Annotated in this window: 14 protein-coding genes and 1 pseudogene; 4 read left to right on the top strand and 11 right to left on the bottom strand. The window is 69.5% G+C overall.

The features are described from left to right. Positions 1 to 16: 16 nt before the first annotated feature. The gene (locus D456_RS27885) at positions 17 to 544 is read right to left on the bottom strand and encodes an RNA-guided endonuclease InsQ/TnpB family protein (protein ID WP_338036319.1); all 528 of its coding nucleotides are present in this window, start codon (positions 542 to 544) and stop codon (positions 17 to 19) included. Positions 545 to 568: 24 nt separating this feature from the next. On the opposite strand from D456_RS27885, the gene D456_RS27890 reads away from it, so the two are divergent. Continuing rightward, a complete protein-coding gene (locus D456_RS27890) occupies positions 569 to 727 on the top strand; it encodes a hypothetical protein (RefSeq protein ID WP_338036322.1) in 159 nt (52 codons plus the stop codon). 113 nt (positions 728 to 840) lie between these two features. On the opposite strand, the pseudogene D456_RS27895 reads toward D456_RS27890, so the two are convergent. Further along, a pseudogene (locus D456_RS27895) lies at positions 841 to 1,059 on the bottom strand (hypothetical protein); the annotation flags it as partial. 120 nt (positions 1,060 to 1,179) lie between these two features. Here D456_RS27895 and D456_RS0105245 point away from each other — a divergent pair. After that, on the top strand, positions 1,180 to 2,466 hold the full coding sequence (locus D456_RS0105245) for a sensor histidine kinase (RefSeq protein ID WP_017575110.1): 1,287 nt from the start codon (positions 1,180 to 1,182) through the stop codon (positions 2,464 to 2,466). Continuing rightward, on the top strand, positions 2,463 to 3,131 hold the full coding sequence (locus D456_RS0105250) for a response regulator (RefSeq protein WP_017575111.1): 669 nt from the start codon (positions 2,463 to 2,465) through the stop codon (positions 3,129 to 3,131). Before D456_RS0105245 ends, D456_RS0105250 begins: the two co-directional genes overlap by 4 nt. A gap of 69 nt (positions 3,132 to 3,200) precedes the next feature. On the opposite strand, the gene D456_RS0105255 is transcribed toward D456_RS0105250, so the two are convergent. The 9 genes from D456_RS0105255 to D456_RS0105295 all read right to left on the bottom strand — a co-directional run bounded on the left by D456_RS0105255 (position 3,201) and on the right by D456_RS0105295 (position 13,824). Then, the gene (locus D456_RS0105255; protein WP_017575112.1) at positions 3,201 to 4,823 is read right to left on the bottom strand and encodes a serine hydrolase domain-containing protein; all 1,623 of its coding nucleotides are present in this window, start codon (positions 4,821 to 4,823) and stop codon (positions 3,201 to 3,203) included. Positions 4,824 to 4,910: 87 nt separating this feature from the next. After that, positions 4,911 to 5,906 carry a bile acid:sodium symporter family protein gene (locus D456_RS0105260; RefSeq protein ID WP_017575113.1) on the bottom strand — a complete coding sequence of 332 codons (996 nt, stop codon included), beginning with the start codon at positions 5,904 to 5,906 and terminating at the stop codon, positions 4,911 to 4,913. A 285-nt stretch (positions 5,907 to 6,191) separates the two neighbouring features. After that, positions 6,192 to 7,265 carry an ABC transporter ATP-binding protein gene (locus tag D456_RS0105265; protein WP_017575114.1) on the bottom strand — a complete coding sequence of 358 codons (1,074 nt, stop codon included), beginning with the start codon at positions 7,263 to 7,265 and terminating at the stop codon, positions 6,192 to 6,194. Continuing rightward, positions 7,262 to 8,323: an ABC transporter ATP-binding protein gene (locus tag D456_RS0105270; protein ID WP_017575115.1), complete on the bottom strand. Its 1,062-nt coding sequence runs from the start codon at positions 8,321 to 8,323 to the stop codon at positions 7,262 to 7,264. Before D456_RS0105270 ends, D456_RS0105265 begins: the two co-directional genes overlap by 4 nt. 2 nt (positions 8,324 to 8,325) lie before the next feature. Then, positions 8,326 to 9,369, bottom strand: coding sequence for an ABC transporter permease (locus D456_RS0105275; protein ID WP_026115589.1), 1,044 nt, complete (start codon positions 9,367 to 9,369; stop codon positions 8,326 to 8,328). Further along, the gene (locus D456_RS0105280; RefSeq protein WP_017575117.1) at positions 9,369 to 10,373 is read right to left on the bottom strand and encodes an ABC transporter permease; all 1,005 of its coding nucleotides are present in this window, start codon (positions 10,371 to 10,373) and stop codon (positions 9,369 to 9,371) included. Before D456_RS0105280 ends, D456_RS0105275 begins: the two co-directional genes overlap by 1 nt. 236 nt (positions 10,374 to 10,609) lie before the next feature. Beyond that, positions 10,610 to 12,277: an ABC transporter substrate-binding protein gene (locus D456_RS0105285; protein WP_017575118.1), complete on the bottom strand. Its 1,668-nt coding sequence runs from the start codon at positions 12,275 to 12,277 to the stop codon at positions 10,610 to 10,612. Between the two features lie 453 nt (positions 12,278 to 12,730). Continuing rightward, on the bottom strand, positions 12,731 to 13,252 hold the full coding sequence (locus D456_RS0105290; protein ID WP_230479879.1) for a hypothetical protein: 522 nt from the start codon (positions 13,250 to 13,252) through the stop codon (positions 12,731 to 12,733). 56 nt (positions 13,253 to 13,308) lie between these two features. Continuing rightward, positions 13,309 to 13,824 carry a gluconokinase gene (locus D456_RS0105295; RefSeq protein ID WP_017575120.1) on the bottom strand — a complete coding sequence of 172 codons (516 nt, stop codon included), beginning with the start codon at positions 13,822 to 13,824 and terminating at the stop codon, positions 13,309 to 13,311. A gap of 136 nt (positions 13,825 to 13,960) precedes the next feature. Here D456_RS0105295 and D456_RS0105300 point away from each other — a divergent pair, with 136 nt between their 5' ends. Then, entirely contained in the window at positions 13,961 to 14,695 is a 735-nt protein-coding gene (locus D456_RS0105300) for a FadR/GntR family transcriptional regulator (RefSeq protein WP_017575121.1), read from the top strand. Positions 14,696 to 14,697: the final 2 nt, after the last annotated feature.

A 14,697-nucleotide genomic window follows, 5' to 3' on the forward strand; every position in this document is an offset into this window, starting at 1 on the left:
GTGCGCCCCAGGGCCTTCACCGACAGGTCTTCCACGTGGACGGTTTGGTTCTCGCGCGTGATCCGTGTGGAGAGCTGGTGGTGGAAGTTTTGCGGGCGTCGGCCACCCGCACATGGGCGCGGGCCACCTTGAGGCGGGCCTTCTCCTTGTTGTGGGAGCCTTTCTGTGTGCGGGACAGGGCGCGTTGGGCCTTCTTCAGTTTTTTGCCGGCCCGGCGCAGGAACCGGGGACTGGCGACCTCGGTGCCGTTCGAGAACACCGCGAAGTGCGACAACCCGAGATCGATGCCGACCTCGGGTGTGGTGTCGGGGAGCGGCTCGTCGTCGGTTTCGACCACGAACGAGGCGAAGTACCGGCCGGCGGCGTCCTTGACCACGGTCACCGACGAGGGGGGCGAGGGAAGGCTGCGCGACCACGCCGCCTTCACGTCCCCGACGCCGGGCAGGGCCGGCTTTCCGGCGTTGGTGATCTTCCAGCGGGCGTTGTTGGTGAACCGGGCCGACTGGACGGGGTCGCGGCGCGGCTTGAAGCGGGGCGCGCCCACCTTGGCCCCCGGCGTGTGCCGGTCTTGGAGTCCTCGTGGGCCTTCCAGGCCCGGTCCAGATCCCGCAGTACCTGCTGGAGCGGTACCGCCGACACCTCGCCCAGCCACGCCCGTTCGGGGGTCTTCTTCGCCCCGGTGATCAACGCCTGGGACAACTCGGCGCTCTTGGGAACCCGCACATAGGGGCCCTCGGCGATCCGGTGCTTCGCAGAGCCGGGCAGCTTGTTGGCGGCCTTGACCGGCCTGGTCCGTTCCAGCGCGTCGTTGTGGACCACCCGCACACACCCGAACAGGCGGGCCGGCGCGACGCGCTGGGGCCCGTCCGGGCAGAGGCGGTAGGCGAACCGAAGCTGCACGCGAACAACCGCACGAGAAGGGTCGGCGTACGCGCAGGAAAACCAGGAAAGAGCCCGGATCCGGCGGTGGCAAAAACGGTCCCGGCCGGGTATGGTGCTGGACTCGAAACCGTGCCGGCCACGAGCGACAAGCCACACCGGTGTGCTGTGCCCCTGCATGCCAGGACCATGAAACGCCTGGTCTGACAGGCTCGGGCGCAGGGGCGGAGCCGATCCACCTCCGGCCTGAACTCCGGAGCACTCTCGGACAAGACAGGTAGCTCCGTGACCGTTACACCTGTGACACGCCCTTCACGTTCTCTGCTCGATCCCGTGCGGTGGGACCCCCGCGGCAGGACCGCTCCCGCCGCAGCGCGGATCCTGTTCTGGACGACCATCGGGCTCATCGTGCTGCTGCGGGGGTTCTTCTCCTACCTGGAGGGGCAGTTCGTCCCCGCCACGTTCGAGGACGTCCCGGTCGTCTATCTCGCGGCGCTGGCCTGTTTGGTACCGACCGTGCTCCTGTGGCCCATGCTGCCCTGGCACGGACACCCCTCGGCACGCGAGACGGCGGCCACGGTGGGTTTCGTCCTCGCGTCACTGGCGATCTTCGCCATCAGCGAGTTCGGCCACTACTTCCTCATGGCCACGGTCGTCGCTCAGGCCACGAGCGCGTTCGGGTTCCGCACGGGTGCGCTCTCGTGCGGCCTGTTCGGCGTGGTCAACTTCGCGGTCCAGTACTTCGTCACCGATTTCACGACCATGATGGCGGTCTCCAACAGCACCGTGGTGGCCGTATCCGGGCTCATCATCTGCTTCGTCGTGACCGGGCTCGTGGCCGCCGGCCGCCAGGCCGAGCACACCCGTGAGCTCCTCGCCGACCTGGAACGTGCCCACCGGGACCTCGAAGACACCCACCGCAAACTCCGCCACTACACCGCACGCACCCGTGAGCTCGCCGTGGCCGAGGAACGCTCCCGCATGGCACGCGAGATGCACGACAGCACCGGTCACCACCTCACCGCGATCAACGTGTGCCTGGCCAACGCAGAACGCGGCGGCCCCGTACCCGATCAGGTACGCGAGGACGTCGGCGAGGCCCGGCAGCTGGCCAAGCAGGCCCTCGAGGAGACCCGCCGGTGGGTGCGTGCCCTCAAACCCCTCGACCTGGAGGGACGGACCGGGGCGGAGGCCATCGGCGCCCTGGTCGGGTCCTTCTCCGACACCGGGGCCCGAACGCGGTTCCGGTTGGAAGGGGCGTGGCCGGAGGGCATGGACGGCGAGGCCGAACTGGCCGCCTACCGCGCCGCTCAGGAGGGGCTCACCAACGCGCTGCGCCATTCCGGCGCCGCACACATCGACGTGGCCGTACGGATCACCGAGGACGACGTGGCGGTGGAGATCTCCGACGACGGGACCGGTGCGGACGGGACGGCAGCCGGTTCCGGGTTCGGTCTCACCGTCCTACGGGAGCGCCTGATCGCCCTGGGCGGGTCCCTGGACGGCCGCAACCGCCCCGGGGGCGGCTACGTGCTCACCGCCCGCGTTCCCCGTAAAGCCGATCCGAGCCTGGAGAACATCTCGTGAGTACACAGCCCGTGCGTGTCCTGGTGGTGGACGACCAGCCCCTCATGCGCCGGGGCCTGGCCCGGCTCCTGGCTGCCGAGGACGGGCTCGAGGTCGTGGGCGAGGCGGGCCACGGCGAGGAGGCACTCGCTCTGCTCGCCGGGTTCGCCGGGCACGAGCGGCCGCACGTGGCGCTGGTCGACGTGCGGATGCCGGTCATGGACGGGATCACCCTGATCCGACGGCTGGGTGAGGACCACCCCGCGGTGGCGACGGTGGTCCTGACGACCTTCCAGGAGGACGAGTACCTGTTCGAGGGGTTGCGGGCGGGGGCTCGCGGTTACCTGCTCAAGGACGCCGAACCGGACGAGGTCGCTGATGTGCTGCGCCGGGCCGCACGGGGCGAGCGGGTCCTGACGGGTGTGGTCGCGGACCGGCTCGTCGGGGCCCTGGACGCCTTCCCCTCACCGGTTCCGGAGCCGTCCTCGTCTGCTGCGGGGCCGCTGTCGGAGCGTGAGACCGAGATCGCGCAGCTCATCAGCGAGGGTGCTGCGAACCGGGAGATCTCCGAACGCCTCTTCGTCACCGAGGGGACCGTGCGCAACCACGTCACCAACGCGCTGCGCAAGCTCGACCTGCGCGACCGTACCCAGCTCGCGCTGTGGTACTCGCGCGAAAGGGGCTGAGACGGGTGCGGGGAGTACGGGGCCGTCCTCCCCGCACTCCCCCGTCCTGCCCGCACTCGGGGCCGGGCCTCAGGCGACGATGGCCAGCCCGAACACCGACACCCCGGCCAGGACGAGCGAGAACAGCAGCGACAGCACGAACACCGGGATGTGCAGCCACCGCCACCGGGCCGCTTCCACCGGGACCCGTTTCCAGTGCCGGCCCCCCACCGTGACCGCGGCGGCGACCGCTCCGGCCGCGACGGCCGCGACCGTGTGCGGGGTGAGGGCCCAGCTGCCGAACTTGACCGCGGCCAGCAGCCACGCCACCGCGCCCAGGGGGAAGGAGACCAGGCGGAGCCGGTCCAGCGGGCGCTGGGTGATGAGGGTGCGGCGACGGGCCACGAACGCGAGCAGCGACAGGGCCGGCAGCAGCGCCATGAGCGCGGTCTGGGCGATCAGGAAGGCCGGGGGCGTGAGCGTCGGGAGCGGCTCGGGGTCCTCGGAGAGCAGCTCGAACGCGAGCGCCGGTGCCTCCACCATGAACGAGTTGGCCATGATGACGACCGCCTCGTCGTCACCGAGGGCGACCATGGTGCGGGTCCCGTAGGTTCCGCCGCTGTGCCAGCTCACCTCGCCGACGCCGGGGACGTCGAGGACGTGCCAGCCCAGACCCATGTCGAGGCTGCCGCCGGCCTCCCCGGTCTCCTCCGCGTCCTCGGACAGGCCGGACGCGTCCACGTCCTCGCGCTGGACCTCCAGGGCTCCCATGCCGGGGGCTGTGCCCTCGGCGACGGCCCTCATGAACCGTACGAGGTCGGCGGTGGTGCTCCACGTGGTGATGCCGGCGGCGGCGTAATCGGTGTTGTGCCACTCCTCGGACCGTGCACCGGGCTCCACGTACGGGGGAGCGCCGCCCTCGGGGATGCCCTCGGAGACCACGGTGTCGTCCATGCCGACCGGGTCGAGGACACGCTCGCGCACGAGCTCCTCGTACGGGGTTCCGCTCTCCTGCGCGAGGGCCTCGGCCAGGATCGTGTACCCCGCGTTCGAGTACACGTAGTTGTCCTGGCCCACCGCGACCGCTTCCGGCAGGTAATCCATCGGCGGCAGGGCGTTGCGGTAGGCGTCGCCGAAGGTGAGGCCGCGCACGAACGAGTCCGGGGCGCCCACCGCGCCCTGGCTGAACCCGGCGTGGTGGTTGGCGACCTGTTCCAGGGTCGCGTCTGCGATCGTCCCGTCGGCGAAGTCGACGTCGGGGAAGATCTCGCCCAGGGTGCGGTCGAGGGAGGTCTCACCGTCGGCAACCATGTCGGCCAGCGTCATCGCCGTGAAGGTCTTGAACACCGACGCCGTCTCGAACGGGGTGTCCTCGTCGACCGGGGTGTCGCCGTCGGTGGTCCCGGCGAAGGCCCATTCGGCCGCGCCGGTGTCGTCGACGGGGAAGCGGGCCACGGCCATGCCCTGGACGAGGTCGGGGTCGACGGAGGCCTCGAGGTCGCCGACGAGCTCGCCGTCGCCCTCGAACTCCGCCGGCGGCACGGACTCGTGCGGGAAAAGGAGGAGAACCAGGAGCGCGGTGGCCACGCCGGCTCCCAGCGCCGCGAGCCACACACGGCCGGGTGCCTGTGCGGCGCGGGGGACGCGGGGGCGTTTCGAAGGTTCGACTGCGGGCTCCGGTGCCTGGGCCTGAGGGGTACCGTCCGATGTCATGCGCCCAGTCTCCGCCGTGGCGGGCCTCGCGCACCAGTCACCGTTGTCATGGCTGCACCCATGAGAACGGTCATACGTCCGGTGGCCTCACACCGTGTGGTTCCCGGACGCCGTGTCCGCCTCGGGGGCGCTGTCCGCGGCCCGGCGGGCGATCACTGCGCACACCAGCAGTTGGATCAGGTGGAAGACCATCAACGGGAGCACGTACATCCCCACTTGTTCCGACGGGAACAGCAGGACGGCCATGGGGAGTCCGCTCACCTGGCTCTTCTTCGACCCGCAGAACATCAGGACGATCCGGTCGGCCCGCTCCATCCGCAGCAAGCGGCCCAGACCGGTGAACAGGGTCAGGACCACTGCCAGAAGCACGCACGAGACCAGAACGACCATGAGCAGCTGTGTGGGCGGGACGACCTCCCAGAGCCCCTGGGTCACGCCGACGCTGAACGCCGCGTACACCACGAGCAGGACCGACCCCTGGTCGACGACCGACACGACCCGGTGGTGTTTCTTCAACCACGGCCCGACCCACCGGTGCAGCATCTGTCCGACGGTGAAGGGCACCACCAGCTGTCCGAAGATCCCGAGCAGCGACGCCGGAGTGATCTCCACGGCCGATCCCAACAGGAGTGCGGCGAGCAGCGGGGTGAACACGACCCCCAGCACGTTGGAGATGGAGGCCGAACTCACGGCCAGGGCCACGTTGCCCCGGGCGATCGAGGTGAAGGCGATCGAGGACTGCACGGTCGAGGGCAGGATGCACAGGAACAGGAACCCCGTCGCCATCACCGGGCTCAGCACCGACGACGGCAGCGCGACGATCGCCATCCCGAACGTCGGGAAGAGCACGAACGTGCAGCCCAGCACCAACAGCTGGAACCTCCACCGGGAGAAGCCCCGCCGGGTCTCCGTGGGGGAGAGTTTGGCCCCGTGGAGGAAGAACAGCAGGCAGATCGCCACGACGGTGAAGTGGTCCAGGGCCTCCGCCGCCGTCCCACGAGCCGGTAGCACCGTCGCCACCACGGGCAACAGCAGCAACATCAGTAGGAAGGGGTCCAGGAAGAGACGTAGACGGGAGAGCATCCGTCCACTCTGCCGTCCGCGTGCCGGCACCGGGGAACCAGGGGCGGCCGAACCCTGTCGGAACGCGCCCACGGACCCGAACACCCCGACAGGAGCCATCCGCGCCCTACGACAGACGCCTGCTCGCCCACCCCGCATTCAGCGGGGGACGGTCCTCTCGGCCCTCTGGACACGGCCCGTTCCGGGGCCTGAACCGTCCCCTACGGGCCCGCCCGCAACCGTCCGCTCGGACCTCGGGTGCGCGGGCGGCCACTGGGGGACACGACTGTGACCGCCCGCACGGTTCTATTCGCCGGAAACGATGCGCTCGGCGTGCTCCTCACTGGGCCGGATCTTCCCGGAGAGGATCTCCTCTGCGTAGTGGCAGGCCACCCGGTGGGTGCTTCCCGGTTCGGCACCTCGCAGCGTGCGCAGTTCGGGGCGCTCGGTGTCGCAGCGCTCCTCCTGCCGCCACGGGCAGCGGGTGTGGAAACGGCAACCGGCCGGGGGGTCCGCGGGCGAGGGCAGGTCGCCCGCGAGGAGGATGCGCTCGCGGGTGTCCTCCACCGACGGGTCGGGCACGGGCACCGCGGACATGAGGGTGCGGGTGTAGGGGTGCAGCGGCGTGGCGTAGATGTCGTCGCTGGAGGCCTCCTCCACGAGCTCGCCCAGGTACATGACACCGACGACGTCGCTGACGTGGCGCACCACCGCGAGGTCGTGCGCGATCACCAGGTAGGTGAGGTCCAGTTCGTCCTGGAGCTCCTCCAGCAGGTTGAGTACCTGCGCCTGGATCGACACGTCCAGGGCCGAAACGGGCTCGTCGCAGATGATGAGGTCGGGGCGCAGGACCAGGGCGCGGGCGATACCGATGCGTTGGCGCTGGCCACCGGAGAACTCGTGCGGGTAGCGCTTGAGGGCCCGGTCGGAGAGGCCGACGCGTTCCAGGGCGGCCACGACCCTGTTGTGGCGGTCCTGCTGTACCTGGCTGCGGCTCTCCCCTTCGCCGATGCCGTGGGTCTGCAACCCTTCCATGAGGATGGAGCCGATGTTCTGGCGCGGGTTGAGGCTGCCGAGAGGGTCCTGGAAGACCATCTGCAGGTTCTTGCGTTCGCGGCGCATGGTCTCGGTGTCGAGTTCGGCCAGGTCGTTCCCGCCGAACCACACCTGGCCCTCGGTGACGGGGTTGAGGCGTAGGACGGCGCGCCCGAGGGTGGTCTTGCCGCAGCCGGACTCGCCGACGAGCCCGTAGGTCTGCCCGCGTTCGATACTCAGGCTGACACCGTCGACGGCGCGCACGTGGCCGACGACGCGGTCCACGAGAACGCCCCGTTCGATGGGGAAGTGGACCTTGAGGTCCTTGATCTCCAGCAGGCTCATCGGTCCTCCTCCTCACCCACGACTGCGGAGGTCTCCAGCGTCGTGCGTTCGGCCACCCCGGCGTTGCCGACGGGGTTGACGCAGCGGTGCACGTGGTCTCGGTCGCCGCGTTCGACCAGGGGCGGCGGGCCCTGGAGGCACTCCATCGTGTAGTGGTCGCAGCGGGGCGCGAAGGCACACCCGTCGGTCCAGTCGATGTTGTCGTTGACCGACCCGCGCACGGGGCTGAGGGGCTCACCACGGGGGGCGTCCAGGCGCGGGATCGAGCCGAGCAGGCCGACGGTGTAGGGATGGGTGGGTTCGGCGAACAGGGGTCTGCGGGGTGCGCGTTCCACGGCGCGCCCGGCGTAGAGCACGTTGATGTCGTCGCACAGGCCGGCGACGACACCGAGGTCGTGGGTGATCATCAGCAGCGCGGTCCCTTCTTCGGTGACGAGGTCGCGCAGCAGTTCGAGGATCTGCGCCTGGATGGTCACGTCCAGGGCGGTGGTGGGTTCGTCGGCGATCATCAGTTTGGGACGGCAGGCGACCGCCATGGCGATGAGGGCGCGTTGGCGCATCCCGCCCGAGAGCTGGTGGGGGTACTCGTCCAGTCGGCGGGCGGGGTCGGGGATACCGACGCGGTGGAGCAGGTCGGCGGCCTCCTTGCGGGCGGCCTGCCCACGCATGCCCCGGTGGCGCTTGAGGATCTCGGTGACCTGGCGGCCGATGGGCACCACGGGGTTGAGGGAGCTCAGCGGGTCCTGGAAGATCATCGCCAGTTGCGATCCGCGCAGGTCGCGCATGCGCCGTTGGGGCAGGGAGAGCAGGTCCTCGGGGCCCTTGGGCAGCTGCATGACGGCGCGACCGCCGACCTCGACCCCGCGTTCGGGCAGCAGGCCCATGAGGGCGAGGGAGGTGACGCTCTTGCCGCATCCGGACTCCCCGACCAGGCCGGTGACCTTGCCTTCCTCCAGGGAGAAGGAGACCCCGTCCACGGCTCGCACGGGCGTGGATCCGCGTCCGCCGAAGGCGACGGACAACTCCTCCACCTCGAGCAGTGGCGTGTTGGAACTCATGGTCACTTCCTCAGCTTCGGGTCGAGCGCCTCGCGCAGGGACTCACCGAGCAGGGTGAAGCCGAGCGCGGTGATGATGATGCCCAGAGCGGGGTAGACGGCGAGGGCGGGCGCGGTGGACAGGAAGCGCTGCGCCTCGGCGAGCATGGTCCCCCACTCCGGGGAGGACGCGTCGGGGTTGCCCAGTCCCAGGTAGGACAGTGCGGCGGCGTCGATGATGGCGGTGGCCAGGGTGAGGGTGGACTGCACGATCACCGGCCCCATGGAGTTGGGGAGGATGTGGGTGAGCGCGATCTTGCGTTTGCGCACGCCCAGGGACTGTGCGGCGAGTACGTAATCGCGGTTGCCCTGGGCGAGCATGGCCCCGCGCAGCAGTCGGGCGAAGATGGGGATCTGCGCGATACCGACGGCGAGCATGACCGTGGTGAGGCTGGGTCCGACGAGGGCGGCGACGGTGACGGCCAGCAGCAGGGTGGGCAGGGCCAGCATCATGTCGATGATCCGCATGAGGACGTTGTCGACACGTGCTCCCCAACGGCCGCCGAGCACGGCACAGGAGCCGGCGGCCCCGCCCAGCAGGGCCCCGAAGAAGAACCCGACGAGGGTGGCGACCACACCGACCATGAGGGTCTGCCGGGCCCCGATGACGAAACGGGAGTAGAGGTCGCGGCCCAGGTGGTCCAGGCCGAGCCAGTTCTCGGCGCGCGGTCCGACGAACTCGTTGCGGTTGGGGAAGACCTCGCTGCCCCAGGCCTGTGAGGTGGGGCTGTAGGGGGCGAGGAGGGGTGAGAGCAGCGCCACGACCACGAAGACGACGACGATGACCGCGCCGGTGATGGCCATGGGGTTGCGGCGCATGCGGCGGAAGGCGTCGATCCAGATCCCGGAGATCTGACCCTCGTCGACGCGTGTCCCCATGAGTTCGGCGAGGCGGTCGGCCTTGGCTGCCTTGCGCCGGTGCAGGGGCACCCGCCCGTCCTCGGCCACGGCGGCCTCGTCCCGGTCGGGGACCCCGGACTGGTTCGGTGAACTCGGTGTAGTAGGCATCACTGGGCCCGCACTCTCGGGTCGAGGAGGCTGTAGGAGATGTCGACCAGGAGGTTGATCACCACGTACATGGCCGCGATGAGCAGGATGAACCCGGTCAGGACCGGATAGTCGCGCCCGTGGGTGGCCTCGTAGATGAACGATCCGATCCCGGGGAAGGCGAAGACGCTCTCGGTGAGCACGGCGCCCGCGAAGAGCTGGCCGGACAGGAGTCCGACGGCGGTGACGACGGGCAGCAGGGCGTTGCGCAGTACGTGCCGGGTGCGAACGGTGGTGCGGTGCAGACCCTTGGCGTTGGCTGTGCGCACGTAGTCCTCGCCCATGACTTCCAGGACGCTGGCGCGTGTCATCCGGGTGATGACGGCGAGGGGGATGGAAGCCAGGGCGAGCCCGGGCAGGGCCAGGTGCAGGAGGGCGTCCCAGACCACGTCCCATTCACGGGTCATGAGGCCGTCGAGGACGAAGAAACCGGTGATGTCGGTGCGGTTGACGGCCGGGGAGAGCCGGAAGGCGGACGGGAACAGGCCGAGTTGTTCGGCCAGGCCCACCTTGAGGAGGAAGGCCAGGAAGAACACCGGGGTGCAGATACCCAGGAGCGATCCGCCCACGGCCGCGAAGTCCAGGGCTCCGCCCCGCCTGCGTGCGGCCAGGTAGCCCAGGGGCAGGCCGGCCGCGACGGCGATGACGATCGCGGTGACCGCGAGTTCGAAGGTGGCCGGGAAGCGGGTGAGGAACTCTTCCAGCACGGGTCGGCCGGTGTGGATGGAGGCGCCCAGGTCGCCCTGGAGGATGCGGCCGAGGAACGAGAAGTACTGGACGGTGAAGGGTTCGTCCAGTCCCAGTGACTCCCGCAGTGCCTCCCGTTGTTCGGGGGGTGCGTTGTCGGGCAGAAGGGCGTTCTCCGGGCCGCCCGGGAGCCGTTGCAGCCAGACGAACAGCAGGATCGAGAGCCCGAGGAGGGTGGGGATCAGCTGCAGGAGTCGTCTGACGATGAATCGCAGCACGTGCGCCGCCTTTCGCCAGTGGGGTGAGCGGTGCGAGGGCGCGGGCGGACCGCGGACGTCCTCGCGCGCCGACGGTGATGGGTTCTCCCTGGGGGCGCGGCGACGAGGGGCACCGCAGAGAGAGGGGGCTCGGGGTGTGCGCCCCGTGGCGGGTCCGGCCGTCCGTGGTGTGGCCGGCCGGACCCTGGGACACGTTGCTCCGCCGGGGCCGTGGCCCGTTGGTGCGGGTGTGCGGTCTACTTCCAGGAGGCCTCGGCGAAGATCTCCTGTGTCAGGGGGCTGACGTTGGGCGGGTCGACCTCCGGGGCGAAGGCGATGGAGGGCGGGGAACTGGAGAGCGGGAGCCCGGGCAGTTCCTCCATGACCTGCTCGTTGAGGTCCTGGTACCCGGCGACGCGCTCGGCCTCGTCGGGGTTGCTGCTGACCTCGCTCATGTCGTCGAACAGGTCCTGGTTGTCCATGCCCCATGCGTCGTTGTGGGAGGAGAACCAGGTACCGATGAAGTTGTAGGCGTCGTTGTAGTCACCGGTCCAGCCGAGCAGGTAGAGGGAGCAGTTCCCGTTCTCGGTCTGGGAGGTGTACTCGGTCCACTCGTAGGAGGTCTCCTGGACGCTGACGCCGGCCTCCTGCAGGTCGTCGACGATCACGTCGAAGATGTCGCGGGGGGCGGGCATGTAGGGACGGGTGACCTCGGCCGGGTAGCAGAACTCGACCTCGAGGTCCTCGTGCCCGGCGTCCGCGAGCATCTCGCGGGCCTTGTCGGGGTCGTGGTCGATGGTGCGCACGTCCTCGGACCAGCCGTCGAGGGTGTCGGGGTGGAACTGGGTGGCCACCTCGCTGCCCTCGGGCAGGATCGTGTCGACGATGCGTTGGCGGTTGACGGCGTGGGAGAGGGCCTCACGGACCTCGATGTCGGCGAGCGCCTCGTGGCTCTCCTGCTGGTAGGCGAGGTAGAGCACGTTGAACACGTCGCGGGTGGGCACCTGGAAGCCGCTCTCCTCCAGTTGGCCGACGTCGGCGGGGGCGACGAGGTCGTAGCCGTGGATGTCGCCGGCTTCGAGGGCTTGCAGGCGCGCGTTCTCGTCGGGGATGGCCCGCAGGATCATGGTCTGGAACCCGGCGGGTTCACCGTGGTAGTCGTCGAAGCGTTCCATGGTGACCGAGTTCTGGTCCTGGTCCCACTCCTCGACGCTGAAGGGGCCCGTGCCCGCGATCACGGAGGCGTCGCTGGTGTAGTCGGGCAGCGTGAAGTCGCCGTCGCCACCGGTGATCTCCTCGTCCTCGATGGCCTCCAGGGTGCTGGGGCTGAGGATGCCGAACGAGGCCAGGCTGAACCCGCCGGGCAGCACGGAGGAGTACTCGGTCACCTCGATGACGGCGGTGGTCTCGTCGACCGCCTCGCAGCCGGCGTACCGTGATTCGGGCATCGAGTCGTTCTCGTTCTCGGCGAAACCGCCGAAGATCGCCTGCCAGTAGTAGGAGTTGTTGGCGTTCTGGAACTCGCCCGTGAGGTTGTACCAGCGGTCGTAGTTGGCGCACACGGCTTCGGCGTCGAGCTCGTCACCGTCGTGGAAAACGACGTCTTCCCGCAGGTGGAAGGTCCATTCCGTCCCGTCCTCGGACTGTTCCCAGTCCTCGGCCAGACCACCGACGATCTCGGTCCCGCCGGATTCGTGGTCGAGAAGGGGTTCGATGACCTGTCGGGCGTAACGGAAGGTCTCGCCGTCGTTGGCGAGGAAGGGGTCGAGCGAGGTGATCTCGCCCGCGCCCGCGAAAATGAAGGGTTCGCCCTCGTCCGTGCCGGAGGCGTCGCGGTCGCTCTCCGCGCAGGCGCTCGCGACCAGGACGAGGGAGGCCGCCGCGGCCAGGAGGCCGAGGGGTTTCCGGGAAGGCTTCGTGAACATTGTCCACCTCGATGTGGGGCGGTGGGGGTGAGCCCGTTGACGATGGCAGGACCTTAAACCGGACATCGACCACGTGGGAAGATAGACGGCTCGGGATTAATACAACCGTTTCATATCTGTGCCGTGATCCATAGAAGGGTTTTTCCGCACAGATGTCCAATCGCGGACTGAACCGCACACACCGACCCCCCGGCGAACCCGAAACATTGCAGACAGTAACCGGAACAAAACAGCCTATGGTGGAATCATCCCATGAATAATTCTCAGACAGCAGAAAAAGGAAAAACAGGAGTTACACCCAGAAAAAGGATTTTTTCCGGGGGTCCCGGAGGGAGCACCACCCCCTACAGGGCACGGAAAGGGCCGGGCCCCGGCACGCTCCGCACCGATCGACGGTGACGGGAGGGTGCCGGGGCCCGGCCCGGGCCCGCGCGGGGCAGGTCGAGGAAGGGGTCAGGCCTCGTCGTGGCGCACGGTGCCCCCGACGTCGCACCAGGAGATGACGCTGGTGCTCCACAGGGCGATGTTGACCGCGATCGACAGCAGCGCACCGGCCGCACCCGCACCGAGCAGCAGCGTGTCGGCGATCTGGGCGGACATGTAGAGCGCGCCCACCGACATCCCCAGCGCGAGCAGGGCACCCGCCTGGGCGGAACGCCACAGGGCGTAAGCGGCCCGGCGCACCGGTAGGGCCAGCCCCGCCGTGGCCACGGCGGCCAGGGAGGCGGCCACCAGCAACGACCACAGCTCCACGACCACCACGGACGGGGCGCCCTCGTGCAGGAGCAGCCCGGACCGGACCGCTGCCAGGGCCAGCACGGGTGCCGCCACGAACATGAGTACGCAGGTCTGCCGCACGTCCTGTGGTGGCTGCGCTCCCAGGCGCCCGCTCGCGAGCAGGCTCCGGGCCGGGGGCGGCACCACACTGAAGGGCCGCGGTACGGCCGACGTGGGGGACGAAACGGTATCTTGCATGACGAACAGGGTCGCGTGCCTGTGGTCCGGGCGCAAGCCGCGCCGGGCTCGTGCGCTCAGGGGACCATGGGCCGCAGGTGGTCCTGGACATAGGCGAGGGCCTCGCCGCACAGGGTGTCCAGATCGGCGCGCACGTCGAACTCACGGCCGGCCTCATCAGGGCACAGGCGCTCCAACGTCTCCAACTGTGATCTCAACAACGCCGGAGGCATGAAGTGGCCGGGGCGTGCTTCGATACGCTCCCAGATGACCGCGGCGGGACCGTGCATGTGGAGGAAGTGCACGTCGGGGGCGCCCTCTCCGAGCAGTTCCCGGTACTCGCGTTTGAGCGCCGAGCACGCCATGACCGTCGACTCCCCGAGGGCGTGGTGTCCGGCGATCCAGGAGGACAGCTTCCGCAACCAGGGCCCCCGGTCATCGTCCGTGAGGGGCCTGCCGTCGGACATCTTGCGGATGTTGGCCTCGGGATGGAAGGCGTCCGCCTCGGCGAAGGGCAGCTCCAGACGCGCGGCCACGTGCTCGGCCACGGTCGTCTTGCCGCTACCCGCGACACCCATGAAGACAAAGTGCATGGTTTCTCCGTGTCGGGGGCCGCCGGTCCCGTACGGTCCGCCCCCAATGGTGCTATCGAATGGTGCGAATAGGCTGCAGGCTGACCCCCGGCGGGAACCGGGCCGGGACGAAGAGCTGTCGAACACGGGGAGCACGATGGGCACTGACCACCGCACGCTGCACAATCGGGTGCTGGCGGTGCTCGGCCCCGCGATCGCGGCCGGCGAATACACGACCGGCCACACGTTCACTCTCCAGGGTCTGGAGCAGGACTTCGGGGTCTCGCGGACCGTGGCCCGCGAGGCGGTGCGGGTGCTGGAGTCGATGCGTCTGGTGGTCAGCCGCCCCAGGACGGGCATCCGTGTCCGGCCTCACCGGGACTGGAGCGTCTTCGACCCCCAACTCATCCGCTGGCGCCTGGCGGGCGCCGGACGCATGGAACAGCTGCGCAGCCTCAACGAGCTGCGCGAGGCGGTCGAACCCGGAGCGGCGGCCCTGGCGGCCACACGCGGGGACGCCGAGGAACGGGCGCAGTTGGTGGGGTTGGCCGACCGGATGGAGCACACCGGCCGTGCGGGCGATCTGGAGGCGTTCCTGGACCTGGACGTGGCCTTTCACCGCAGGATCCTGGAGCTGTCGGGCAACGAGATGCTCGTCGGGCTGACCCAGGTGATCACCGAGGTCCTGGTGGGGCGCACCTCCTACGACCTCATGCCGCACCATCCCCGACCGGAGGCGCTGCGCCTGCACAGGGCGGTGGCCCGGGCGATCCGCGACGGCCTGCCGGACGTGGCCGAGGCCGCGATGCGTTCGATCGTGACCGAGGTGGTCACGGCGTTGCGGGAGGACGGCCGCGGGGGCGGTCCGGAGACCGCCCCCTACAGGCACTGAAG

Source organism: Nocardiopsis kunsanensis DSM 44524 (genome assembly GCF_000340965.1).
In the GTDB taxonomy this organism is placed as follows: domain Bacteria; phylum Actinomycetota; class Actinomycetes; order Streptosporangiales; family Streptosporangiaceae; genus Nocardiopsis; species Nocardiopsis kunsanensis.